This window comes from Pseudomonas sp. WS 5010, assembly GCF_012985565.1.
Lineage (GTDB): Bacteria > Pseudomonadota > Gammaproteobacteria > Pseudomonadales > Pseudomonadaceae > Aquipseudomonas.
In genome coordinates this window covers 461,077-484,716 of sequence record NZ_JAAQWQ010000001.1, presented here as the reverse complement: position 1 = coordinate 484,716, position 23,640 = coordinate 461,077, and the positions used below count along the sequence as shown (strand labels likewise).

General features: G+C 58.9%; 33 protein-coding genes. 1 reads left to right on the top strand and 32 read right to left on the bottom strand.

Annotated features, from left to right (window positions below; all coding sequences use genetic code 11):
• Position 1: 1 nt before the first annotated feature.
• From HBO11_RS02340 to HBO11_RS02230, 23 genes are all read right to left on the bottom strand, one after another.
• Entirely contained in the window at positions 2-754 is a 753-nt protein-coding gene (locus HBO11_RS02340) for a phage minor tail protein L (protein WP_170058756.1), read from the bottom strand.
• 11 nt (positions 755-765) lie between these two features.
• A complete protein-coding gene (locus tag HBO11_RS02335; RefSeq protein WP_170058755.1) occupies positions 766-1,104 on the bottom strand; it encodes a phage tail protein in 339 nt (112 codons plus the stop codon).
• Positions 1,104-4,166, bottom strand: coding sequence for a phage tail tape measure protein (locus HBO11_RS02330; protein ID WP_170058754.1), 3,063 nt, complete (start codon positions 4,164-4,166; stop codon positions 1,104-1,106). The genes HBO11_RS02335 and HBO11_RS02330 overlap by 1 nt, the downstream gene beginning before the upstream one ends.
• Positions 4,167-4,193: 27 nt before the next feature.
• Positions 4,194-4,496 (bottom strand): DUF1799 domain-containing protein, encoded by a 303-nt coding sequence (locus HBO11_RS02325; RefSeq protein WP_170058753.1) that lies wholly within the window; start codon positions 4,494-4,496, stop codon positions 4,194-4,196.
• Between the two features lie 17 nt (positions 4,497-4,513).
• Positions 4,514-4,894, bottom strand: a complete 381-nt coding sequence (locus tag HBO11_RS02320; protein ID WP_170058752.1) for a phage tail assembly chaperone — start codon at positions 4,892-4,894, stop codon at positions 4,514-4,516.
• Between the two features lie 3 nt (positions 4,895-4,897).
• Positions 4,898-5,554, bottom strand: coding sequence for a phage tail protein (locus HBO11_RS02315; protein ID WP_057959946.1), 657 nt, complete (start codon positions 5,552-5,554; stop codon positions 4,898-4,900).
• A gap of 72 nt (positions 5,555-5,626) precedes the next feature.
• A complete protein-coding gene (locus tag HBO11_RS02310; protein WP_170058751.1) occupies positions 5,627-6,043 on the bottom strand; it encodes a phage tail terminator-like protein in 417 nt (138 codons plus the stop codon).
• The gene (locus HBO11_RS02305; RefSeq protein ID WP_170058750.1) at positions 6,040-6,636 is read right to left on the bottom strand and encodes a hypothetical protein; all 597 of its coding nucleotides are present in this window, start codon (positions 6,634-6,636) and stop codon (positions 6,040-6,042) included. The genes HBO11_RS02310 and HBO11_RS02305 overlap by 4 nt, the downstream gene beginning before the upstream one ends.
• Positions 6,633-7,004 (bottom strand): hypothetical protein, encoded by a 372-nt coding sequence (locus tag HBO11_RS02300; protein WP_170058749.1) that lies wholly within the window; start codon positions 7,002-7,004, stop codon positions 6,633-6,635. The genes HBO11_RS02305 and HBO11_RS02300 overlap by 4 nt, the downstream gene beginning before the upstream one ends.
• Before the next feature lie 17 nt (positions 7,005-7,021).
• Entirely contained in the window at positions 7,022-7,525 is a 504-nt protein-coding gene (locus HBO11_RS02295) for a DnaT-like ssDNA-binding protein (protein ID WP_170058748.1), read from the bottom strand.
• A gap of 59 nt (positions 7,526-7,584) precedes the next feature.
• Positions 7,585-8,175 carry a hypothetical protein gene (locus HBO11_RS02290; protein ID WP_170058747.1) on the bottom strand — a complete coding sequence of 197 codons (591 nt, stop codon included), beginning with the start codon at positions 8,173-8,175 and terminating at the stop codon, positions 7,585-7,587.
• 46 nt (positions 8,176-8,221) lie between these two features.
• On the bottom strand, positions 8,222-9,184 hold the full coding sequence (locus HBO11_RS02285; protein WP_170058746.1) for a major capsid protein: 963 nt from the start codon (positions 9,182-9,184) through the stop codon (positions 8,222-8,224).
• Between the two features lie 12 nt (positions 9,185-9,196).
• Positions 9,197-9,925, bottom strand: coding sequence for a hypothetical protein (locus HBO11_RS02280; RefSeq protein ID WP_170058745.1), 729 nt, complete (start codon positions 9,923-9,925; stop codon positions 9,197-9,199).
• Positions 9,926-10,338: 413 nt separating this feature from the next.
• The gene (locus HBO11_RS02275) at positions 10,339-11,439 is read right to left on the bottom strand and encodes a minor capsid protein (RefSeq protein WP_170058744.1); all 1,101 of its coding nucleotides are present in this window, start codon (positions 11,437-11,439) and stop codon (positions 10,339-10,341) included.
• The gene (locus tag HBO11_RS02270) at positions 11,414-12,832 is read right to left on the bottom strand and encodes a DUF4055 domain-containing protein (RefSeq protein ID WP_170058743.1); all 1,419 of its coding nucleotides are present in this window, start codon (positions 12,830-12,832) and stop codon (positions 11,414-11,416) included. The genes HBO11_RS02275 and HBO11_RS02270 overlap by 26 nt, the downstream gene beginning before the upstream one ends.
• Positions 12,829-14,151 (bottom strand): terminase, encoded by a 1,323-nt coding sequence (locus tag HBO11_RS02265; protein WP_170058742.1) that lies wholly within the window; start codon positions 14,149-14,151, stop codon positions 12,829-12,831. Before HBO11_RS02265 ends, HBO11_RS02270 begins: the two co-directional genes overlap by 4 nt.
• On the bottom strand, positions 14,126-14,602 hold the full coding sequence (locus HBO11_RS02260; protein WP_170058741.1) for a DUF2280 domain-containing protein: 477 nt from the start codon (positions 14,600-14,602) through the stop codon (positions 14,126-14,128). The genes HBO11_RS02265 and HBO11_RS02260 overlap by 26 nt, the downstream gene beginning before the upstream one ends.
• 31 nt (positions 14,603-14,633) lie before the next feature.
• Positions 14,634-15,257 carry a putative metallopeptidase gene (locus tag HBO11_RS02255; protein ID WP_170058740.1) on the bottom strand — a complete coding sequence of 208 codons (624 nt, stop codon included), beginning with the start codon at positions 15,255-15,257 and terminating at the stop codon, positions 14,634-14,636.
• Between the two features lie 51 nt (positions 15,258-15,308).
• Positions 15,309-15,728: a hypothetical protein gene (locus HBO11_RS02250; RefSeq protein ID WP_170058739.1), complete on the bottom strand. Its 420-nt coding sequence runs from the start codon at positions 15,726-15,728 to the stop codon at positions 15,309-15,311.
• 68 nt (positions 15,729-15,796) lie between these two features.
• On the bottom strand, positions 15,797-16,048 hold the full coding sequence (locus HBO11_RS02245; RefSeq protein WP_170058738.1) for a hypothetical protein: 252 nt from the start codon (positions 16,046-16,048) through the stop codon (positions 15,797-15,799).
• Positions 16,045-16,236, bottom strand: a complete 192-nt coding sequence (locus HBO11_RS02240; RefSeq protein WP_170058737.1) for a hypothetical protein — start codon at positions 16,234-16,236, stop codon at positions 16,045-16,047. The genes HBO11_RS02245 and HBO11_RS02240 overlap by 4 nt, the downstream gene beginning before the upstream one ends.
• Positions 16,236-16,466 carry a hypothetical protein gene (locus HBO11_RS02235; protein ID WP_057959961.1) on the bottom strand — a complete coding sequence of 77 codons (231 nt, stop codon included), beginning with the start codon at positions 16,464-16,466 and terminating at the stop codon, positions 16,236-16,238. The genes HBO11_RS02240 and HBO11_RS02235 overlap by 1 nt, the downstream gene beginning before the upstream one ends.
• Positions 16,467-16,522: 56 nt before the next feature.
• On the bottom strand, positions 16,523-16,855 hold the full coding sequence (locus tag HBO11_RS02230) for a phage holin, lambda family (RefSeq protein WP_065943809.1): 333 nt from the start codon (positions 16,853-16,855) through the stop codon (positions 16,523-16,525).
• A gap of 260 nt (positions 16,856-17,115) precedes the next feature.
• Here HBO11_RS02230 and HBO11_RS02225 point away from each other — a divergent pair, with 260 nt between their 5' ends.
• Complete coding sequence (locus tag HBO11_RS02225) at positions 17,116-17,724, top strand: hypothetical protein (protein ID WP_170058736.1); 609 nt, start codon at positions 17,116-17,118, stop codon at positions 17,722-17,724.
• A gap of 102 nt (positions 17,725-17,826) precedes the next feature.
• Here the strand turns inward: HBO11_RS02225 and HBO11_RS02220 are convergent, their stop codons facing one another.
• The 9 genes from HBO11_RS02220 to HBO11_RS02180 all read right to left on the bottom strand — a co-directional run bounded on the left by HBO11_RS02220 (position 17,827) and on the right by HBO11_RS02180 (position 23,589).
• Positions 17,827-18,513: a hypothetical protein gene (locus HBO11_RS02220; RefSeq protein ID WP_170058735.1), complete on the bottom strand. Its 687-nt coding sequence runs from the start codon at positions 18,511-18,513 to the stop codon at positions 17,827-17,829.
• Entirely contained in the window at positions 18,510-19,184 is a 675-nt protein-coding gene (locus tag HBO11_RS02215) for a recombination protein NinG (RefSeq protein ID WP_170058734.1), read from the bottom strand. Before HBO11_RS02215 ends, HBO11_RS02220 begins: the two co-directional genes overlap by 4 nt.
• Positions 19,181-19,768, bottom strand: coding sequence for a DUF1367 family protein (locus HBO11_RS02210; RefSeq protein ID WP_170058733.1), 588 nt, complete (start codon positions 19,766-19,768; stop codon positions 19,181-19,183). The genes HBO11_RS02215 and HBO11_RS02210 overlap by 4 nt, the downstream gene beginning before the upstream one ends.
• On the bottom strand, positions 19,761-20,231 hold the full coding sequence (locus HBO11_RS02205) for a hypothetical protein (RefSeq protein WP_170058732.1): 471 nt from the start codon (positions 20,229-20,231) through the stop codon (positions 19,761-19,763). The genes HBO11_RS02210 and HBO11_RS02205 overlap by 8 nt, the downstream gene beginning before the upstream one ends.
• Positions 20,231-21,013 carry an ATP-binding protein gene (locus tag HBO11_RS02200; protein WP_170058731.1) on the bottom strand — a complete coding sequence of 261 codons (783 nt, stop codon included), beginning with the start codon at positions 21,011-21,013 and terminating at the stop codon, positions 20,231-20,233. The genes HBO11_RS02205 and HBO11_RS02200 overlap by 1 nt, the downstream gene beginning before the upstream one ends.
• A complete protein-coding gene (locus HBO11_RS02195; RefSeq protein WP_170058730.1) occupies positions 20,994-21,944 on the bottom strand; it encodes a DnaT-like ssDNA-binding domain-containing protein in 951 nt (316 codons plus the stop codon). The genes HBO11_RS02200 and HBO11_RS02195 overlap by 20 nt, the downstream gene beginning before the upstream one ends.
• Positions 21,944-22,741 (bottom strand): phage antirepressor protein, encoded by a 798-nt coding sequence (locus HBO11_RS02190; RefSeq protein WP_170058729.1) that lies wholly within the window; start codon positions 22,739-22,741, stop codon positions 21,944-21,946. The genes HBO11_RS02195 and HBO11_RS02190 overlap by 1 nt, the downstream gene beginning before the upstream one ends.
• A 61-nt stretch (positions 22,742-22,802) precedes the next feature.
• Positions 22,803-23,270 (bottom strand): YmfL family putative regulatory protein, encoded by a 468-nt coding sequence (locus HBO11_RS02185; RefSeq protein WP_048365773.1) that lies wholly within the window; start codon positions 23,268-23,270, stop codon positions 22,803-22,805.
• 64 nt (positions 23,271-23,334) lie between these two features.
• Positions 23,335-23,589: a Cro/CI family transcriptional regulator gene (locus HBO11_RS02180; RefSeq protein ID WP_170058728.1), complete on the bottom strand. Its 255-nt coding sequence runs from the start codon at positions 23,587-23,589 to the stop codon at positions 23,335-23,337.
• Positions 23,590-23,640: the final 51 nt, after the last annotated feature.

The following is a 23,640-nucleotide window of genomic DNA, read 5'->3' as shown; positions in this document are numbered from 1 at the left end:
ATCAGCTCCGGGCAATCAAGGAGACAGCGGGGAATCCGCCGAAGGAAAGTTCGTTGCTCTCGCCGAAGCGCAACTTGCAGGACGACAGGCAACCCTTGCACTGATCAAGGGCCGGGTCATCCGTGGGGTTGTCCTCGTCGTCGAACATGGCTGCGCCGGTATAGCCGCAGTCCGGCCCACGGTAGCCGTTGGTCATGGCCCAGTGGCAGAAGGTTGTCATCTGCCGGCCGGGCAAACCGTGGTTGTCGATCTCACCAGGGGAAGACAGCTCCCAAATCACAGCCTCACCGTCCTCACTGGTTTTCTGGTCGATGTACCAGATCTCCAGCGCTTCCTGGGTCGGATCGGCAGTTGGGTTTCCCTCGGGGAAGTTTGCCGCGTCCAGGTACTTGGCCAGCGTCTCGCGAACCGTCAGCTTGAACTTGAGCATGTCCTCGAAGGCCAGGCAAAGCGCAGTGACGCGCCCGTTGACGTTCCCGGCGGCGAAAGTCGGCCGAGAGGCGGTGCCGTCGCTGCTCGAGGAAATGCCCTCAATCTGTACCGGCCAGGCTGCGTACTCCTCGCCCTGCCACCAAATCGACTTGGCCGGGAGCTCCTCATCGGAATGCTCGTAGGCCAGCAGTTCTTCGGGTGTATGCGGAATAGCATGCCCGTGAAAGCGCAGGTAATCGGCGCCGTATTCCGTCCCGTCAATTTCAAACAGGCGAATCTCGCCGCCGGGCTCCAGTTTCTGGATGTCCGTGATCAGTGCCATGGGCGGTTATCTCAGGGATGAAAGGTTTGCTGAAAGGTGGCGGTGATGGCATAGACCTGGCCGCCACGGTGCACGGGCTTGTAGCCGTTACACTTGTAGAGACCCAGATCCCCAAGGGGAGGCGTCCAGAGAAACGCCTTTGCCCCCTTGTGCCGATCAAGGAACGCCTTGATTAACAGTACCCGGGGCTTGGCGCCGGTGAAGGTGAGCGGCCAGGACTGGGACTGGTTGTTGAGGCCGTCCTCTACCGACTGCTCGTATCCATCGCCGAACTGCTTGGTGCGGACGCGCTGGGCGACATCCCCTTCCGCGCCCTTCTCCGTCTCCCAGATGAATCGTTCGATGGCCATCAGCGCCCCTTGATTGCTTTGTTGATGACGCCGCCTTGGCGCATGTCCTTCGTCCGCAGCTCCTGGTACTTCTGCTCGACGAACGCTGCCAGCTCTTTGCCGAATAGGTCGTAGCCAGGCGCATCTGCGGACGAAGACGCGTTACCGTCGCCATCGATGTGCACCTCGACGTTGATCTGAGTTGCACCCGCCCCGCCACCGCCCATGGCCATAACACCCAGCTTCCCGCTGGAGGTTCTGGTCAGCGGCATAATTGCCTCTTCTCCTGCCTCTCCCATGACGCCGGTCTTGCCATTGGCCATGCCGAAGGCCGTTGGCTTACTGACAATGGAGTTGGTGAACGCACCGCCGTCGGCGAACATCTGCACACCGCTCGACCACGCGCCGCCCTTGGCTTGCGGGAAGTAGGTGCTGGAGTATCCGGCAGATGATGCCCCGAGGTTTGACGACGTGGCACCCGCAGACCCGGCGGCCATGCCATTGCCTCCACCAGCAGCGCTACCACCGAAGTAGCTCGCTGCTGCGCCAACCAGGCTACCCAGCAAAGCCGAACTGGCCTGGCGGGTAGCGATACGCGCCATGTCCGCCAGTATCGACTTGGTGAAGTCCGCAAAGGAAAGCTTCCCTGTCATGGCGAAGTTGACGATCGAGTCCTCCATGGAGCTGAAGGCATTACCGAACAGGCTTTTTGTCTGTCCGGAAATGTTGCGCGCCGAATCCAAGTAGTTGTCCCACGCCGCAGTCGCGCCCTTGGTCCAATCGCCCTGGGCATTCTCCACATCCGCATAGTTCTGCCGGATCTGGTCGGTCGCCTTCTTGTTCGCATCGGCGAGCGCCTGCGATTTTCGGGTGAACTCTTCGTCCGACATATTGCGCGATGGATCGGAGCGCTGGTTTTCCAGTTCCAACGACTGCTGAGCAAACCGGTCTTGCTGGCTGTTCAGTTGCCCGTTGAGCGCGTTCTGGCGGTCCCCTTGACCGACGCCCAGCACGGCGCGTTGCCCGGCCAGTTCCAGGGCTCGCTGTTGCTGCCCCAGCGCCTGAACGTACGAACTGATCGCCCGCTCCTGCTTGGCGAGTCGCCCGGTCTCATTGGTCGCCAACACCTCAAGCTGGCTGTCGGCATCCTTCTGCGCCTTGACCATCCCTGCGCGCGCGTCGGCGATCTTCTGATCCAGTTGGATGCTTTGCGCGGCCGAGGTGGTCTTCTTGCCCTTGGCGGCTTCCAGCGCGGCAATTTCGGACTCATACGCTGCCGTGGTCTGGTCGAGCTGATTGCCGATCAGCGCCTGGCGCCGCAGCAGGTAATCCGCCTCTGAAAGCAGGCCGGCCTTCTGCGCCGCGTCCAGTTCCTTCTGGTAGTTTTTGTAGGTGTCGGTGATGGCAGCCAGGTCGTTCTTGGCGCTGTTGAAGCTGGTCAGGTCGACCTGGGTGCCGGGCGCTTTGGGGTCTTTGAACTTGGCGTTGATGTTCGCAATGTTCTTATCGACAACGTCCTGCTGTAGGCGCGGATCGTTTGGCGAAACCTTGCGGATATCAGCCAGTTGCAGCTTGTAGTCCTCAAGCTCTTTGGTCCGCTTTTGCTCATTGGTCAACGACGACTTGGTCAGCGCGTCAACTTTGGTCATGGCAGTAACGGCCGCACCCTGTGCCTTGGCCTGCTCGCCCTCCCACTTGGCGATATCTTCCTGGGCGGCTTTCTCATCTTCCAGCATGTTCAGGCGGTTTTGCCGGAACTCGATCAAGGCATTCTTGGACTTTTGGTTTTGGAATAGGCCATCCATGCCCTGGGCTTCAGCCAAGCCAGCGCGGGCATTTTCGATGTCCGCGTTGATATCTCGGCGGCCGGCATTTTTGAGGCCATCGGCTGCCTGAGCAACCGCGTTATAAGCCCTCTCCCAAAAACTGAGGTTCTCCAGGATCTTCGGTGTACGCTCATTGATGGCATCGGCGTACTGCTCTGTGGCCAGCTTCACCGCGCCGGCGTGATCGCCTTGCTCTTCCAGTGCCGCGATCTGCGAGTAAACCGAGGCTGTCAGGTAGTGGTATTGATCATTCAGCGCGGCAGACGCCTTGACCGGGTCGTCGGCCAGCTTCACGAACTCCGCGACCGTCTCGCTGACCGCCTTACCGGTGGCTTCCTGCATCGACACGGCAGCCTGGGTAATCCCGGTGAAGCTATCACCAGCGATCTTTCCGTTGTCCGCCAGCATCGCCAGAACGGCAGCAGCCTGGCCAGTGGTGCCCACGGTAGCGCTGACCTGCCGCGCCATGTCGCCCAACTGGCCCGCACTCACGCCGGCGTAGTTGCCAGTAAGGATCAGGGATTTGTTGTAGCGGTCCTGTTCTTCGCTGCCCTTGTAGTACGCAACGGCCAGGCCACCCACAGCAACAGTGGCCAACGCCAGCGGCGCCAGGATGGCGAGCAGACCAGCAGCACCAGCGCCAGCTCCGGCGCCCAACTGAGCGACGGCGCGAACGCCACTACCCCAGTCGCCAGAGGACAGCGCATTACCCAACTGCACAACGTTTTCCTGCGCCTGGCGGGTGCCGAGGCGCAGCTTGTCGAAACCGGTGGCCGTCTTTTCGAGCTTGGCGTAGTCCTTGTCGATCTTGCTCAGGGCAGTGTTGTACTGATCCTGGCTGATGCGGCCGGCGTCCAGATGCTTACCAAGCTGCTCGACCTGAGTGTCCAGCTTCGCCAGTGCGGCGCGGGCCGGGTCGATTGCGCCCAGCAGGCTGTTCAGGGCCTTCTGTTCGTCCAGGGCAGACTTGGCCAGAGCCACCTGCTGCTTGTCGAGCTGCGCGGAGATCTTCGCCGCCTCGGCCTCGCCATAGGCGCCGGTCTTGGTCAGCTTCGCCAGGGCATCACGCTGCTTTGCCAGGTCCTGCGTGGTCTTGGCACTGGTGGAAAGCGATTTCTCCAGCGCCTGCATTTCGTTCATCAGCGAAACGGCGGACTGCTCGGCCCGGCCGCCGGCCTTCGCCATTTCATCCAGGCTCGTTTTTGCCTGGATCGCATCGGCCGAGTCGATCTTGACGCCGAGTTCTGCAATGTTCATCGACTCACCTTGAATAAGTGCCCGTGGTTACGGGCTGTTTTCCCTTTCCTCCGCCATGACGCGCAGGGCTTCGCCTTCCAGGACTTGAAGGTCAGGGAAGATTTCAGGGAGCTTCTTTTTCTTGATGCCGAGGAACCCGGCCACGTCGCGGATGCAGCTGTAGTCGAGACCGATCGCGCCGCCGGCGCCTGCTCGCCACTGGGTGGACATGCGGTTGAAAAGGAGGAAGGCCGGCCAGTTACAGGGCCAGACCTCCACCTCCTCAACCAGATCTCCCGGGGCAAGGCCGAACATGCCGATAATCGCGTCGGGCACGCTCGGCGAGTACATCGCGCGGGCGGCGTCAGTCAGTTTCCCAGGCGGGCCTGGTTGTATGCGCCTTCATGGGCTTTAACGACCGCCTCGGCGGCGCCCTGGCAGGACTTCACGAATGCAACGATGTTGTCGTCGTTGTATTCGTCGTCGAAGCCCCAACCGACTACCAGGTCCTTGATTTGCTGGGTTTGCTGCTCGGTGTCCAAGGCGACCACTTCCGACCAGGACGGTTTATCGCCAAGTGCGGTGCGTGCCTTGTCCCGCTTCTCGTTCCATTCATCGAACAAAGCGGCAAGCTCGGCGCGATCCCGGTACTTGAAGGTGAACTCAACCTTCTCAGGCGCGCTGCCGACAATTGGAATCAGCACTGGCGCAGTGAAAGTGGCGTTCTGCGCGATACGGATCTTGGCCATCGGTTACACCACCGCAGTCAGGTAGCGAGTCGGCTCGGCCTGTAGCGCAAGGTTGACGGTGCGCGTCAGCAGGTTGTTACGAGACACCGCCGGCTGTTTGGAGAACGACGTGTAGGCGCCGTACAGCAGCGTGTCATTGCCCGGCAGGTTCAAACGTGCGGCCTCGACCTGCTTGCCCGCATCGGCCTTCATCAACACCTTGTTGAAGTCTTGAATCGGATCGTCGGCAAGGGTCAGTACCATGCTGGCAGCCGACTTATCGGTGGGAATCTGCTTGCCCTGGTCGTCTTCGAGGAAAACCACGTCGAGGTAGTTCTGCTCGCCACCGGAGAAGGCCACATCGGAGATTTGCGGGATCTGAACCCAGGTCAGCACCTTGCGCATGGTCCCGGCACCACCACCGACAGGGAAGGCCTGGGTGTCGGTAGTGTCGATACTTTCCAGGGTGATTGCAGTAGCAGTCGCCGCCTTCACGCGCACGACCTTGCTATCCAGCTTGCTCCAGCCGGAAGTGAGCAGGACGATGTCGCCCGCAGCCAGGGTGCCGCCGACAACGGTGGCCACGGCCTCAGCGGCGTTGGTGATGGTGGCAAACGCCAGAGCAGCTGCATAGGTTGCAGCGTGCTGGAAGGTGCCGCCATTCGGGATTTTGTAGCCCATGGGTATTTCCTCTTTGCAGATATGAAAAAACCCGCTCAATGGCGGGCTCGTGGGTTTGCCCAATGGGCGGGATCAGTTCGTGTCGGCTCGGTACAAGAACGAGACCGGGACGGTATAGGTGGAATCGCCGGTAATACCGGGGCCCTGGTCGACCGGCGACATCGTCACCACGGTGACCGGGCCCTTGGTGTCCCTGGCGTACAGCGGGAACAGATCTGTCAGTTCAGCTGCTATCGGGTTCGTCTTGGTCTTGCCGGTGCCCGCCGGCGCGATGATGCTTACTTGGAACACACCGGTGAACAGCCGGTGATCACCGCCAAGCGTGTTGCTCGCGGTGTCGCCCGGGATTGTGAAGGCTAGCAGGTAGGTCTCGCCCGCCGCCGGCGTGTAGGCCGTGTTCTCGAAGACGATCTTCAGCTTCTCCGACCTGGCAGCGCTCCAAGCGATGAGCTTGGCCTCGTAGATCGAAGCGATGATTGCGTGACTCATACCTGGTTGTTCCTTATGGCCTCCACCACGATCTGCTGAAAGCGAGCCACGGTTACCCGGACCATGCCGCCAGGGGCCTGGGTCGAATGGCCGAACTCCAGCGGGATCGCATAGGGCAAGTTGTTGATGATGTAGGCCATCTGGCCGGCGGTGAAGTCGCTCATTGCAGCGACGAGCGCGGCAGTGGTTTCGGCGCCGCTGGGGTCTACCTCGTCAAATGTGACGTTTTCGACCACGCCGAGCGAGATGTGCCAGTTCGCCCGGAACCGGCCGCCGACATAGCCTTCTGGGGCGATAACATCCATGCCGTCGTGTAGCTTGCGGCCCTTCTTGAGCCTGCCACCTTTCGTGAGGTTAGTCGGATCGCTGCGCAGAGCGCTGTTGTGCTCGTCGACAGCCTTGTTGTACTGGGTCGCTACGGCGTTCTGTGCCCATATCTCTGGGTTGCCCACAGGAGACATGCGGATCAGGCTGCTGCCAACCTCGATGATGATCTCACGTACGCTCGCGTCGATGGCTTCGCTGGCCTGGGTGGCGAACTCGGCCAGGCTCAAGGCGAAGCTGCCGGATTGTCCGGCGCCTGCCCGACTCACGACCGTACCTGCAGTTCATACAGGATCGGAGTGCCGGCAGGGTTGACCTCCTTCAGCGGAGGGACGATTGACCAGGTGCGGCCCTGGGCAATCACCTTGTCGAGCAGGCCGGGCACCCAGGCCAAGCCGTTCGCGGCAATCTTGAGCTTCTTGTCGCCCTGCCGGATGAGGCTGTTGTTTTGAAATTCGAGGCCGGTAAAGTCGAGGAGGATGCCCTGGGCGATTTGCTCAACGGTTGCACCTGGCGCTTCACCGCCCAGCTCAGGGTCGTATTCGCCTGGCTCCGTCTTGCAAATAGTCACGGGTTGGCCGAACTCTGTGATCATCTCCAGAGCCATCACGGCCATTTCGTCGTAGAAGGTGGCCATGGTGGTCTCCGTTGTGGCTATGCGCGCACGGCGAACAGCCCGCGCTTTTTTAGGTAATCCGCAAACTGCGTAGCACTTGGCCGATCCGGTGCCGCTGGTAGTAGCCGGTTGCTGGTGTTGGGGATCGCCGCGTACTGCCGCGTCACCGCACCTTCGACACGATCCAGCAGAACCGCGCCCTTGCGCTTCTCCACCGGGTCGATATCGTCCTGATGGATTTCGGCGGCCAGGGCCATCTGGCCGTACTGGATGCGCGCTGGCAGGTAGTTGTTCGGCTTGATCTCTTGATCCAGCAGCACCTCCCGGCGCGGCCAGGACAAGCCCTGCTCGCTATTGGTCTTGCGCCCTTTCCAGGTCATGCCATCCATCGCCAGTGCAGCCCGTCGCAACAGCGCTTCCTGCTCAGGAACACCTGCAGGAATGACCGTGCCGAATTTCACGGCATAGCGGGCCAGATCCTCGGCGCTCGCGTAACTTTCGGCGTCAGGAAGGCCTTGTCCGGTCTCGATGATGAGTGTCATGCGTCAACTCGCTCGAATGGTCTGAAGATTGGCCGCCGGGTGACCGACAGCCAGCAGTATTACTCCTTGGTCAGCTCAGCTACGAGCTTTTCCAGGGATTCTTTCGAAGCGTTGGCCCGGTACGGAACCTTGGCCTCATCGAGCTTTGCTTTCAGCGCGGCGATTTCGTCGGCCTCACCAGCCGGCGGCGTGATGGCGGCTCTCTTCAGAGCTTCAACCTCATCACGCAGCTCGTCGACAGTAAGAAGCAGGCCGTCACGCTCGGTGGTCAACTCACCAACTGATCCATGGATGGTGCCCAGCACTTCGAACAAGCGCAATGCCAAGTCGCCAGACTCTGGACGGTGGATTTCGCCACCCTCCATGCCTTCGACCAGCAGAACCATGGCGCCACTCTCGGCTTGCAGATCGGCAAGCAGCTGAGACAGCTCACCAGAGGCCGACGCCTGCGTGCCGACAACAACAAGCACCGGCAACTCAACAACCTCAACGCCAACACCGGCATCTTCGTACGCCGTGACGATTTCGGGATAGTCACCTACCACGGTCACTGTCGTTGCATCGCGCTCAATGCTGCGGAATAGACCAGGGACGCGGTAACGCTTGCCAGGCTCAAAGCCGTCAAGCTGGTTTGTATAAACGAGTTTCATCGGAATCTCCGTAGCGGCCATCGCTGGCCGCTTCCTGGGGTGGTTATCAGCCGCCGACTGGTGGCGTGGTGGTGAGGTTGATCATCACGCCTGCGGTGACCTTGTTGCTGTCGGAGTGCTTGACCCAGTTCGCAGCAGAGCCAACGGCAGCCAGCGTTGGGTTGGTGCCACCGGTGGACTCCTTCCAGCTGTAGCCCAGCACGTCGATGTTGACGGTACCTTCGGCGCGGTAGCCGATAGCCAGGTTTTCCTCGTCGTTGACGTCGTACGAGCGGAAGCCGGGGGCCTGAGACTCGGTGATGACCACGGCGTTCGGCAGCAAGCCGAAGATGGCATCCACTGGAGCCTTGTCGGTCACCAGTACTGGCTTGCCCAGGGTGCCAGGCAGGCCGCCGTAGATCACGACGCCGGCTTCTTCGTAGACCTTGTTCGCAATCGCTTCATCAACGATATCGAAGTAGGCAGACGAGTGCATGACCCACAGCGCGATCCGGCCGAACTTGTCACCGAATTTACGCATGCCACGGGTCAGGGTCTTCTTGCCGTCGGTTTCGATGTTGGCCGACACCACCATGGCAGCGTTCGAGCCGATGGCGGCCTTAAGTGCGCCGGTGGCGTATTCGATGAAGCCTTCGATGGTGGCATCGGCAACATCGGCGCCGATGATTTGGGAGAACTCTTCCACTGCCCGGCCGCGGCGCTTAAACGCCTCTTCGGTGGTCTGGTACGGGCCGTATTTCCATGGTGCCTTGACACCTACAGCCTCGCCAGCGCCGATTTTCTTGGCGGTGACCTTGCCGTCGGAGTTGACATCGCGGTGCTCCAGACCGCCGCCGAGTTTGTAAAAGGCACGCTTGCGGAAGTCGCCCTGGATCAGCTCGTTGTCGAGAACGATCGCGCCGTTGGACGATGCGTTGAACACGTCCAGGTTGTCCTGAATGCGCTCCAGGTATGCGGTCTGCGCCTCATCGTTGTAGATGATCAGGTCGCTGTTAACAGTTGTTGGCATGAGTGTTTCCCCTTACTTGGGCAATGCGAGATATGCGGTTTGGCCGTGCTTGCGCTGGAAGTCGCGCTTCTGCTCGGAGGTCATTTCGGAGCGCTTGAATGCAGCCTTGCCGCCACCCCCGCCCGGGGCAAATGTGCCTGAAGCCCTTGGCCACAGGTGAGGTGCGCTTTCGCGCAGAGACTCAGCCCATTCGAGCGGAGTCAGAGGGGTCTTGCCGTCTTTACCGAGGATGACCTGGCCGGATTCATCAGCGGCGACCGCATCGCCATCTTCGTTAAGGGTGAACACGCCTTTGGCGCGCAGGATGATGTCGTCTGTTGCTTCGGGGAGAGCGCCGGCTTTCAGTGCTGCGCCGCGCACTGAGTCGCCCAGGACTTTGCCCTGGAACTTGGCGGCGAAGGATTCGGCCTTCTCGGCGCGCTCGCTGATGGCCTTCAGCTGCTTGTCGTAGTCACCGCGCAGGCGCTCAGTGCGACGGTTGAAGACCTCGTCCACCTTGCCCTCGGTAAGCAGCTTGGTTTCTTCGTCCTGGCCCGCGCGACTGAGCAGGCCTTTGACGGCGTCGATGTCGATGCCTTCAAACTGGGTTTCGAACTGAGTCAGCTTGGTCGAGGTGTCCTTCAGCTTTCCCAGCAGCTCTGTATTCTTGGTTTTCAGCCCGGTAACAGAGGCTTCAACGGCAGTCGCGATAGCGGCCTTGATTGCCGGGTTTTCCAGGTCGATTTCGTTTTCTTCTGCCACGTTGATGCACCCCTTGGGTATGTTTCGCCCGCTTTGCAGGCATAAAAAAACCCGCCATTCGGCGGGTCTACTTACTTGTTCTTTAGCGGCAGCGCACAGCTATACCGTTACTCATTAATGATCGTACCTAACACATACCTCGATGCAGTCCTTGTCCGTCCATAGCGCGTTCTCAACGCTAGTGACAATAAAATAAGTCGACTGCGATGGAGCAACGCCACATTGAATTTTGATTTTCTCCCCTCGGACTGGAATAAAAGCTTCCGAGCGAGAAGCGTACTCCCGAGTAAAAAAGAGCCCTTCTTTCAACTTCAGGTGTAGAACTGGGGACTCAATGAGCGTGTAATTCACGATAGTTTTCATTTTCAAATCATTCCATGACGTAAGAATTTGAATGTTAACCGCTTACTTATCTAACGATCCAGCCCGCCAATATTAGCCCTCAAAAAAGCCAGTGGCTCCAGCGCACGCATTTGCACGAGAGTCAGCGGAGCAAAGTTGCGATCAAGCTGCATCTCGGCGAAACGCTCCACGGTCAGCCCACCCTCCCGGAACAGCTTGGCCCGGACTGGGCCGATAGCAACGTCCTGGAACGAAGCTGGCTGCTGCTGGAGCCAGTGGTAGTAATCCAGGCTTGCGCTGACCTGCTGGCCGCCATTGGCGCCCACCGAAGCTCGGGTAGCGCCCTTGGCGAACATCTCGCTAAGTTTGGTCAGCAGGATGAAGGTGGTTCGACAATTCGGGTGAAACGGCGGCCTTGGGCCAGACTCAACTGGAAACCTACGACCATCCAATGATCGGCATTGCTGGCTGGTCTTGCTGTCCAGCGTGGCCACCATCTGGATTTCTTCGACGATATCCGTGTTGGCCTTGGCCACCTCCATCCTTGCCTGGGATGACACATGCTGAATGGCGGTGTGCACGACGGTGCTGGCATTGCGGTTGGTGTTGGCAAGAATGCCGTCCTTGTAGCCGGCCGCCTTGGTGCCGCGAATGTTGCGGATGATCTGGAAGTTGGTTTGCCCCTCGAAGAAGCCTTGCCGGATCGTGCCGGTGACTCGCTCACGCTCTGCGCCAGTCCACCCCTTGATGAAGGCCTTCAGCAGCTTCCCGCCGCCGGTACCGCGCACGCTGAGCGGGTTCGTCAGCACTGCGGTGCGGATTGCAGCGGCCGTCGGGGCGACCACATCCAGCGACACGCCAATCGGCGCCGACCTGGCGAGACTTGTCGCCTCAAACTCAGCCTCGTAGTTGGCGATATCCACCAGGTCGAGGTTCAGTTGCGCGCTGTAGCGGTCGAAAATGCCCAGTAACAGGCTGTCGACTTCCTTCAGCAGTGCCTCCAGACGCTTCGTGTTGTATTCCGTCAGGTCCGACTGGGTGAGCCGGTCCCGGATCGAGCGATCAATCTCCTTGAGAAAGGGAGCGAACTTGCCCACCTCCCCCGCCTTGAGCTTTTCGAGGAAGACTGCGTGCCGGATGGTCGCATCAAGTATCGCCTGGTTCACCGCCATCTACTTTGTCCTCGTCGTCCAGGCCCAGGCCGTCGCCCTGCTCTTCCAGCTCGCCGTCGATCTGTTGGTCGGTACGCTCTGGTGCGATCAGCCCAAGCTTGCGCAGATATGCTCGAAGGTCCGCTTTCGCAAAGCCTCCGTTCTGCCACAAGCCCACCAAGGCCGTGATCATCTGCGGATCCGCCGTCAGCTCGACGAACTCTTGATTGACCTGGTAGGCGACCTTCTTGTCGGTGATGCCCATGTAGGCGCAGCACCACATGATTGCCCGGGTGTAGGCCTCGCTCACGTTCGCCACGCACCCGGCCAGCACCGAAGTAGACGCCGATTGATCGCCGCGGGACTCCGTAGCGGTCTTGGTAGCAAGTGACGCAACCACCATCCGGGCGCCCAGCTCGATCATCATCTGGTTCTTGTCGGCCATGGCCTCTTTGACCAGGGTGTTCGGAGCGGGCTGCGCATAGGCGAAGGCGCCGCCGGCTGGAAGCAGCATTGGCGCCCGGGAACCGACGTAAATGCCGTTTTTCTCCATGTGGTCACGCCATTGCTCATCGAGCCCAGATATATAGGGCTGAGCCTGCCCACACCAGAAAACGCTGTCTTCGTAATCGGCACTGTTCCGGTAATGGCCCAGGTTGATCATGGCGATGTCGTATAGCGGCGACTCGTCGATGCTTGGATCGTTGTTCTGTGCGCCGACGAAGGTAAACGGGATTTCCTTGAGGCGACCGGTTACACCTTCGGGCTTGAACTCGTCGATGACTGCCAGAGGCCCGCCACCTTTCGGCCCAGACCGGCGCCAAACGCGACATACGAAACCGTCATCTTCCAGCACCAGCTCCCGGTACTGCTCAACCGTCTTGTAGCCGAACCCTTCCGGGATCTCCGGAGACTCGCGCAACACCACCAGGGTTAGCACGCTGTGACCATTCACCATGCCCGTGCGCCAGTTGATGATGTCTTCAGCGCAGTAGGAAAGGATCACCGAGTGACCGCCGATGCCATTGTCCTGGTGATAGTCGACATACAGGCCGTGGCGGCCAGCTTCAAGCACCTTTTCAAGCGTGCCCTGTGAGTGCTGGTAAATGCTCACGCCCGAACCGTTGGCGTTGTCCTGCAGGTATTCCAACTTTTTCGGCACCGTCAACGTCGGGTCTTTGTGGAACGCCAGGCCGAGCAGCCCGTTACGGGTGTGCCCGGTGGCGTTCTTGAATACCGCTCGCTCCCGGTAGGCCTTGTTCCGGTCTACGTTCTCAGGCGACTTGTCGTGTGAGTTGATGTACGGCAGTCGGTCGACAACCCGGTGCTGGCCGGCACAGACGTCGCGAACGGTTGCCCAGCGATCCAGCACAGCTATGTATTCCGCCCGCTTGAAGGAGACGTCGTTGCTCATCGGGCGTATCCCATTTTGATAGAAGTGACGATCGCTTTGATCGGATAGCGCTTGGCGATGAAGTAGCCGGCGGCGTCGTTCATGTGGTCATGACCCTTCTTCGGGTCTTTGTCCGGCTCGCCCTTGTCGGTGTAGGTCTGTCGCTCCAGGCACAAGGTGAGCTGAGGGCACTGGTCGATGTTGACCTTCAGTCGTCGCTCGCCGTAGGCGTTCAGGAACATGGCGTTCACCGAGTTAACGCGGTCTTTCACACCAGGGTTTGTGGAGTCGACGATCACCGTGAATTTTGCTTTCTTCAGCAGTGACAAGTCGGACTCGCTCGCGTTTTTGCTGCTGGTGTTTTGCCCACTGGCGTCGGGATAGACCGCCACCGAGTGACCAGGGAACCGTGTCTGGATCTTCTCGATCATCTCAGGCGTGTCCCGAACACCATGAAATTCATCCAGAGCCATCGGCAGATCGTTACGCACGACATAGACAACGGCCGCCATCTTCATGACGTTGAAGTCCATGCCAATGTGCAACGCCTCGCCCGGCTTGATTCGCTCGCTGGTTCGGCACTCATCGCGATTGAACGTGTAGTAGACGACGCCCGCGTAGTTCTCAAAGCCGGCTTCGTACTCTTGCCGGAAGGTGCGCGGGTCCATCTTCCGGCGAGCCGCCTCAAGCTCTTCAGGAGGAACGTTGCCGCCTTGTAACGAGGTGTACTGCCAGCTCTTGTGGTCTGGCTCGCCGCCTGGCCTGCCGTCCAGATAAGTGTCGTAGCAGTGGTTGAAGCCCTTCGGAGTGCCAATGCGCAGCGCATGGCCGCCCTTGCGCATGCCAACGCCTGGAATCTGGTACTGACAAGTCGATAGCATCGGCCGCAGTACTTCTTCCCACGCCACCCACGGACAGTCTGCCCATTCATCCACGAGGACGAAGAACAGGCCGGAGCCACGCAGGTTGTCATAGTTATCGAGCCCCACCACGCGCATGACGTGGCCGGATTTGAGGGTGATCGAGCATTCCGTCTCGTTCGGGCGGTGTGCACGCCATGCTTCGGGGATAGCCTGCTTCAGGCGCCGCCAGAACACGCGCTTGGCCTGTTTGAACGTCGGCGCGCCATACCAGATTTCGTCCTCAACACTCACGCCCCACTCAGCAGCAAGGCGAGCGGCACGGCGCATTTCGGCCTTGCCCAGGAATGTCTTGCCGAACCGACGGCCACACACCGCATCGCGGAAGCGGGCCTCAGGCTGGAAGCCCCAGCAGTAAATGTTCGCCTGCTTGGGCGTCAGTTTTACCGGTGGGTCAAAGGTAAGGGGTAGTGGGGACATTCTCATCAGGCTCCAGGGTGTACTCAGCAACGGCGTGCTGCTGGTCCGCTTGGGAGCCCAGAGGTTTCTCAGGTTCGAGGCGGCGATTCACGTAAACGTCGCCCACCTCCTTGGCGGCCTGCTCGTACAACTGAGCGGTCAGCGCCAGGTTGCGCATGCTCTCGGCCTTCTCAGCCATTCGCCCCAGGCCACGAAGCCGGTAGGCGCGGTTGGCGATGGGTATCTCTGCGGTCTCTTCGCGGAAGCGCTTGCGAGTGTCGTGGAACAGGGTCACCCACTTCGCCGCCAGCCCCTTCCCCGCGGACTTAGTTGGGTCATGCGTCTCCACCTGCTGGCGGCTCAACACAAGCCCGTATTCGTTCTTGACGGCTTCCACCACCTGGGATGGGGTGTCAAAGCACGCCAGCGCCTGAACGATGAAGCTCTTCACCTCATTTTTCAGGGCTGCCATAAATTCTCATCCGTCTAGAGCCTGTCAAGAATCAGGCCGATCTGAGCAGACAGGTTCCGCAGGCCCTCGCAATGTTCAATCTCCCCACCTCGGCAGGACTGTTTGCAGCATCCACCAACGCTTGAACGTCAGGGCTTGCACCGTAGCGGCGGACCACACCGACAAACTCTTCCACGTCGTGGCCCTGCAGCTTGATCTTCGGTGCACCGTCTTGGGTGAATGCTGGTTGACCGTACTTGTCGGTCGCGTGAGCCAGGTGATACAGCTCGTGTTCAAGGAGCGCGCAGAACTCAAGGTCGCTGCACTGGACGCAGTAGTCAGCAGCCAGAGTGATGATGAAAGCCGGTACATCACCGAACCAATCACGCATCTGTTGCTCCATCCGGGCTTTCTGCCAGCCACCGGCGCGGAACGCTACCTGTTCGGCCTGGCCAAAGACCGTCCTACCCTGCTTCTCGAAGCTCGACGACGCCCACATGATCCGGATGTCTGCATCCAGTAGGTGGGCATGGTCTTCGTTGTGAATGCTGCCGGTGTCGGCGAGGATCTCGGCTTGGAGCCAGTCCCATACTTCAGGCGCAGGCGTCAAGCGGATACCAAAGGCGGACAGATCGCTCAGCTCAAGCAGTGACGTCGGTGGCATTGGTCTATTCATACCGCCCCCGTCGCATTGCTTGGTTTTTACTAGCTGTCGAGTGATTGCACGCTAGAAAAGGTTGTACTTCACCAGGATTTTCACTGAAACAAAGGCAAGGAAGCTGAGGAGGATGAACTTGTTTCGAATTCCATAGTAAAAACCTGATCGATCACTTTCTTCTTGGACGTACCCCCTCTGCTCTGGGAACGCGTTCCCAGGGTAGTCAGACTGCAGCTGAAGATAAGCAGAGTTCAATTTTATGGTTTGGATGCTGGACTCAATACGTTTAAATCCAAAGAGCGCGGTTAACCCGAGCAGCAGTAATGGAAATAGCTGAAGCGTGGAAGGATTCCAACCTAGTTGATCATAGGTCGCTGTTTGTGCCAGATACGCGCATGCTGCTAGCGTGGCTCCCAGCACAAACTGATCGAAGCCCATGGTGCCTTTGTAATAGCTGTCATTGAGCGTTTGAATTTGCGGGCTTGGCATTGAGCATACTCAAAAAATATTAATGCCCGATTCTCACTAACGCACAACTGCCTGTCTACAGCAGAGGCCTACTCTCCTCCGTCCAGCAACACATCGATCAGCTTCTGCTCGCCCAGGCGCATCGCACCCAGGCATTGCAAGTCATCGCACTTGGGGCCGAGACCGAACACGGTCACTTCTCCCTTCGCGCCGATCAGTGTCAGCGCGCCTACAGTGCATTCAGGGTGCTCACCTGCATCCAGGTCATCCGCGATCTTGCGTAGGGTCTTGGCAGCATCGCGCCATTCTTCACGCTTGAACTCCAGTATCTTGACCGTCATTGGCACACCATCTGATGTGTTTGTGCATGGGCGTGGCCGTGGAGCAAACTCACGATCAGCCCCTGAGGCAGCCCGGCAGCCTTGGCAACATCCACCGCATCGGCAATGGCCTTGTCGAGAGTACTTACCGCAGTGTTGATGTCTTGGCCCAGCGGGAGCGCATGGCGCAGGCGGGTAACCTTGCTCATCAGCTGAACGGATCGGCTGGTTTGGCGATCGAGCGCACGAACCACATGAAGCCCTGCTGCAGGTTGGTCTTGGCCAGGGCCAGCAACCGCGGGTCTACACCCTCAATACTGCCGATCTGCTTGAACAGCTCGCCGGCGTCAGCTTCGAGCGCCTTGATAGAGTTCATACCGTCGATCTCGGACTGGCTCAGGTCGCGGTAGCCGGTGATTTTCTTGTGCTGGTTGTCCATGGGTGGTTCCTCATTGTTCCGCGCCACGATTGGGCACATTCGAAACGTGGCGCGGATTACTCAGCCTTACGGCCTGGCAGCTTGAAGTCAGTCACCCGGTCAGCAATGGACCGGATCTTCTCTACGCCAAGGAAGCCAACCCAGCCGCCGACGAAGGTGGCCATGCTCTGCGGGAGCGAGAAGAACTCAAGCCCGCTGATTATGGTCAGGGCCAGGCCGCCACAGATGGCGCCCTCCACGATCATCTGGCGACGTGTGCCGCCGCCGTAAGTGATTCGCAGGACAGCCATCGCACAGGACAACGCTGCCGCATAGAGGATTGGCGAATGCTGGCTCAACCACGCAAGCGCTATCGCCCAGGTGTCTGGTTTGTCTGGCATGTTGGACATCTCGGTTCCTCCCCGTCAGGGAGTTAGGGATACGACAGGCCATAACCTGCGGAATTGAATCGGCTCACACAGCACTCCCAGCTCGGAGCAATGGGTGTGGTGGAGCCGAAAACTAAAAGGCCCCGATCAATGTCGAGGCCATGAATATGTCACTGATCTTTCAGTACGCCCGCCGAACATAGCTGGGGCAAGGTAGGAAGTTGACACTAACTTCGGAGTTCAAGCACGCTGAGCGACTACCAATCTTTTAAGGATGAAAAATGAACGAAAGTGGATGGGGAATTCTAATTAACTCAGGGGCAGCAATCGCCGCCGCGATCTCCGCCATAACCAGTGCGATAAGCGCCCGTGCCGCTTATAGAGCTATCAAGCAAAACGACCTGCTCCACTCCAACGAACAAAAAAGCACTGAAGCACAGCGTGAGAATACCCGCCTTTTTGATCACGCAATCATGACCCTCGAAAGAGCTTTCATGGCGCTCATGGGAGGAGACTCAACATGGAATATCCCACCCAAGAGTCGCCTCAATTGGCTAACAGCCGCACGATTGATAGAGGAATTTAAGGATACGAAAGCGCGGATCAGCGACCCATTACTTGCTCAGGAATGCTTAAGTCATGAAGCGCACTGGCGTCTTCAGTTCGCTCGCAAGTTAGAGGAGCTAGGAACTGGGCACGCCGACTATTTCAGGCAATCTGGAAAAGTCAGAATTCACTTAACCTCTGCAATTATCGTGTGCGCTTTTTCCGAATGGATGGTTGAATTGGGTGATGCGATAGACGAGCGAGGAAGCCCGCAACAGGCCGTTGAAGAGCTCGGCGTATCGCCCGTGTTCGCGCACCTGAAGTTTCATCTGGGCATTCTATGAATAAAAAACCCGGCGCTCGGCCGGGTTTAGAATTTCGTGTGCGTTTCGCGTTACTTGTGCACTATGGGAAAAGTACCCTCAAAACCCCACCATGTCAACATATTACGCTGCACTTTCTTCTTTTTCCGCGTAAATCACCTGCCATATAGGTTGTTGAGCCTGATCATCCACTTCCTTAATAGCTGTACGCAGGAAGTTCCAGATGTCCTTCCAGTCCCTGTCCCAGTGCTTTGGCTCGATGGTTACGCCGTAGATCTTCAGCATTCCTTCAGCCACCCGGGCCGGCCCCCATTGGGCCCCTCCATGAGCCTCCAACTTGTAGGACTGAAGCGCAAAGGTGATCAGGCAATGCGCCTTTGCGGCCTTGGCATCAGTCAGAGCGGAGAAGTCGACGTCACCCCAAATCAGCTTTTCGGCGTTCAGTACATGCACCACGGTCATGCATGGGTGGTACAGGTAGTGCCCGAATTGCTGCACCTGGAAAGGAAGTGTGTCGATGGCGCGCAATACCTTGCCTATCGTGGCCAGGTGCGCGGCGCGGGCGGTTGACCGGCCGGCAGACGTGCGTCGGGTTTCGCTGATGCTGATGCGCTGCCCCGGCACGGAGAAACGCCCAGCCTCCTCCCCCTTCTCGCTGCTCATCGCCGGGAATTGCGCGTCACGCTTGCCAATTTTCCCGCCAGTCTTGAGCGGTGCCGACTCTGCCCGGTCAATTGCCACAGCGCTGATCGACGCGTTCGATTCGTGCTGAGCCTCAGTCCATACCTGCCTTGCGTTGATCAGTTTCATGCTGCGAGCCCCTTCTTAAGTTCTTTGGTCTTTGCCCGGTATTCGGCGGTGATGACTTTCAATTGCTCTACTGTTTCTTTGCGTGGCGTGTGGTCGGCTTCCATCGCCTCGACAGCCTCCAGGCCGATTCGGGCGATAAGGCCGGTGCGGAAACCCTGGGAAACCGTCTCGCCTTTGCGGGCGAACTTGGACGACCCTGCGTTACAGCTCTTGCACTGGAGCCAGATATTGCTGGGCACCAGCCTTAACTCTGGCCGGGCGCCCTTACCGAGGAAGTGGCCTGCATCGAAAGCACCGCCGGTCTTCCAACCCTGGGCGCTGAGGATTGATTCCTGCGACTCGCCGCAACTGATGCAGCCGCTACCAATGCTCAACTCGTAGGTGCGCCGGTAGTCGCGTACGGCCTTCTCTGCGTCCTTCATGTGGTCCGCCCGGGTCTTCAGCGCCTCTTTGCGCACCTTGATCTCGCGGCGACCGACATCCGCCAGGGCCTTCTTGGCGCTCGCCTGCCCTTTCTCGGACTTACCGTGTGCGATGGCACACTCGATAGCCCCGCAAACCGATTGCCCAGCGCGGGCCGGCGTGAACATCACCCGGCACACTGGGCAGCGCTTGCGGCGTGCGCCGCCGGACTTAAGCGGGGTTTTGCGCTGTAATGGGGTGCGCTTCATCCGTAGCTCCCGATTTGGTCAGCAGCGTTCAATGCCGCCTCTTCCGATTCAAAGTGGGCAGACAGGACCAGGCGCCAGCAGGCGTTGAACACGTCGCGATAAAGTGGCTCGAAGGCCGTGTCATCCATGGAGGCCCAGCTAATTGACTTGGCCTCCTTGCGGACGCCGTCGGGAGTTCGCACCAGGTGGAAGTGCCCCGCCTCAATAGTGATCCACTCTCGGAAGGCTTCACGGGACTTGTCCACTGAAGGAAAGCGCTCGGCCCGGGCTGACTCTAGGCCCGCGATATAGGCATCGACCGCATGCGACAGCTGCCCAGGCTTTCCGCTCTGCGCCTCGAAGAACTTGGCCAGACCACGGATACCACGCATTTCCTGGCGAGGAACCAAGCCGCCAACCGGCTCCCAGTACTCCCACGCCAGATCCAGCATCGAGAAGAATTTGCCGTGGAACTTTGCGTTGCGCATTTTTGTGAACTTGCCGTGGACCACTTGGCCCAGCTTCCATTTCTGGGTTAATTCGCGGTCGGCCTCGGTCGCAGGCACAAGGCCTTGGACAGTACGGATAAGGGCGAGCTCAGCCATTGGATTGCTCTCCCTTGCCCATTACGGCGTCGACGGCAAGATCCAGCGTCTCGCCAGAAGGCAGCATTCCAGGGCCGATTGACCCAGCAATCGCCTTGTACTCAACGACCCCGCAGCGATCACGTAGGTAGCGATACCGCTCCGCGTCAGCCTGATCGTTGCGCCACTCATCACGCAGCGCCTGTGCAGCCGCGACCAGGCTATCGTTCTCGGTCCTGAGCCGGTCGCGCTCAGCCATGAGGTCCGCGCAGTCACCACGTAGCGAACGGATGGCTCGCATGTGCGGGTCTTCACACAGCCGCACGTTCTCGGCGAGCAGCTCCAGCGCCACCTCCACCACGGTCTTATTACCCAGGAACTCATCCAGAGCCTCGGTGCTGCGTTTCCAGTCGGCGCAGTCAGCCCGGTATGACGCGGCTTCGGCCCAGAGCAATCCCTTCAACTTCTCCTTGTCGATATCCATCAAAAGCCCTCCTTGCCGCGATGAGATTCCCACTCGAACGCCACTCCTATGCAGCCGTTCTCGCGGATGCGGTCGACACAGCGCACGCCCAGGGCATCGTTTAGCTCGGCGGGCGACAGGTTGCTGACGATGATCATCGGGCGCCCCTGCTCATACCTGCCGTTGATGATGCTGAAAAGCGTGGCCAGCTCGAACTCGCTTTGCTTGGTAGCGCCTACCTCGTCCAGCACCAGTAGGTCAGCACCGATCAGCTCGCGAATGATGTGAGCCTCGGAGTCGCCAGACTTGTCACTGAATGTCGCCTTGATATCGCCAATCACGGAGCCGACAGTGCGGTAGATCGCCTTGACCATGCGCTCGTTGATCAGAAAGCTTGCCGCCGACGTGGCCAGGTGCGTCTTACCGGTGCCGACCTTGCCAAGGAGCAGCATGCAACGCCCTTCCCGCTTGTGCTTCGAGAAGTTGTCGACGTACTCCATGCAGGCGTCCAGAGCTACCTGCTGGGCCGGCGAAGACACAATGAAGCCTGCGAAAGACTTATCAGCAAAACGCTTTGGGATTTTTGCTGCGTCGTGTTGCACCATCCGGAACTGAAAACGCTTGCGCTCAAGCTCTTCCATGTCGCGCTTGTCGCTGGCACAGATCGGGCAACCAGAAACACCGCCAGCCCTGAGCATCACCGCCGAGTATTCGCCGTGAGTGTCACATCGCGCCGACTGACGGCCAATGACACCGAACTTGCGGTCCAGGTGCGGGCCAAGGTCAGAGACGGAACGTGCCATTGGCATTCTCCTTGGTGCCTGCTTTGTAATCGCGGCTACCGGTCAGGGTGTGCCTTGCAATGGCTTGGGGTTTTGGGAATGGGCGGATATTGCTCGCTCTGTTCTTGTCGTCCTTCACCCATTTGACCAGCAGTGACACCCATTTGGATTGGGTTTGCAGGAGGCCAGTTGTCTCATGGTGCGCGGTGAACGGGGCCACGGCGTCCTTGGTGAACAGGTCAGTCGAGACGCCGAAGTGAACGCAGTAGGTCTTCAGCAGATTGGCGTCAGGCATCCAATCCAGGGTCATCTCGACAGGCGCCTTTGGGTCTACAGGCTGCTTAGCGTCTTCCGGTGGAAGGTCTTCTAGATCATCGAAGCCTTCGAAGCTTGAGCCCGGAATTTCTTCACCCGCGGAGAGAGAGTGGTGTTGATCTTGATTCGGAGAATCAGAGAATCCGGTATCAGGAATCAGGATTCCACAATCAGGAATCAGGGCGTTATCGAACGGTGGGTTAACAGGCTCTAACGGTTCTTTAACGTTAAAAACCTGTTCACCAACGAGAACCTTACGTTGAGAGCCTGCGACTACAACGTTCTTTTTCCGTTCGTAAACAGTGAGGTAACCGTTAATGTCCGGGAGTGTGCTGTCCTTTTCCGAGCCGTGCGGGCTCTGGTGCTTCTGGAAGTTGATGATCTCAATTACAGAGAATCCTGCCACCTGATAGCGAGAAATGAACCCGGCGGCAGCAAGTCGTGCCAGGCCCTCTTCCACGCCGTAGTCATCGCACGGGAACAACTCGATCTTGATTCGCTTCACGCGATCCTCGAGGCGCCCTTCCCGATCCGCCAGGCACCACAGGCCAATGAAAGCCAGCCGGTCAAATGCTGGAAGCTCGACAAGCAGCTCATTGCTGAACAGGCCGGGCTTGATGTTGCGTGCTCTGGCCATTACGCAGCCCTCAGTGCTTTATCGTGGGTGAACAGGCCGTCCCAGGTCTTCTTCATAGGCAGCTCGCCGGCCAGGTACAGGTCGTACAGGCGTGCAGCACCCTTTTTCAGCAGGATGGGTGTGTAGGAGATGAAAGGGTCTTTGCCGTGCGGGGTTACTTCATGCTGGTGCTCGGTCATGTACTTGTCGCGGGCGTACGAGCCAACACGGTGACGGGTGCCGGACTTGCTCTCGTTGTAGAGCCAGCTGCGGGCTTCGAGGTACTTGCCCACCTGCATGACGTTGACCCCATTCAGGCCCTTGCAGAACTGGGTGTGGGTCATGCCTTCCTTGAACAGGTTCTCCAAGGAGTGGATCTTCGTGGCCTGCTGCTCGACCTGGGCGGTGAGCATCAAGCGGGCCTTTTCAGACTCCATGGCAATCTGCAGGATCTGAATGGTGGAAAGTTCAGGTGCTTCCAGCGCATTGATCTTGGCGACAACATTGCGGCGAACCGCTTTCGACTCTCGCATGGAGACCAGTAAGCACTGATCCTTGGTAAGCATCAGCCCCTCGGACGCTGGACCGCGCTGATTCTTTACTACGAAAGTTTCGTAGTATTCACCTTCAAGCTCATCACGGCACCGGGCCGTAAAATCATTGCGGCGAACTTCGCTTTCGCCAAACTCGGTGCGCGCGGAGTTTACTAATTCGAGCAGATCAAAACTGCTCATCTTGTCCCGCGCCACGTTTTGCGATTGCAGAAAACGTGGCGCGAGATTGTTGGGGGTATTGACGGGGATGGATTGTGTATTCATTATTGCCTCGCTGAAGTAGCAATGAGCCAGGCCACGAACCTGGCTTTTTTGTGCCTGCGATTTATGCGCGGGCTTTGTGCAACTCAATTACCGCCCCGATAGCCTCAAGGCTCGCCGACATGTACTTGGCGTGCAGGGCGCGGATCTTCTTTGCTTCGTTCGAATCGATTTCGCCGTCTTCCAGGGCGGAGGCCACCATCTGGTCAAGCGCACCACGCTGTGCGGATGCAGCCAGCGAGCGCTGATACAGATCGACGTTGTCCAACTCCCCCGCTTCCGGGATCTTCACGAACACACCGCCGTACATGGCGCAGATGTAGTCCGGCAGATGCTCAGTCTTCGTTTCGCTTTCCAGCACGAAGATCTCGGCATCGCTTAGTGGCTTGCACCCGGCCGTTTCGTAAATCTGGTTTTCAAGTCGCTTGTCCTTGATGCCAAGGCGAGCAGCTGCGCAATCCATCCCACCAGGGAAAGCGTTGGACACGGCTGCCATTACTTGGCGGCGGGTCTCTAGTACGGGCGTTTTCATGTCCTAGTTTTTCCTTGGGTCGGTTGCGGTCAGAATTGCTTCAATGGAACGGCGGACAGGGATGTCAGGCGGCGGACTGCTGCGAAGCCTCAACAGATGCAGAAGCAATCTGCCCCCATGGAAAAGATGGGCAGAGGTCAGTGCGGTTTACGACGCCACCGGTCAGTGCTTCGATTTGAACTGCGCGCTTTGCCGGCACCGGGCGCTCGCCAGAGCACCACTGGTTAACGGTGGGTGCAGTGACCTGCAGCAGGCGCGCCATTTCCACCTGACTACCCAGCAAGCGAGATGCTTCTTTGGCCGCTTCTGCTGATTTCATGAGTTCTCTCCTGGAGATTTGTGTCGAATATAAGGCATTACCTTATCAAGG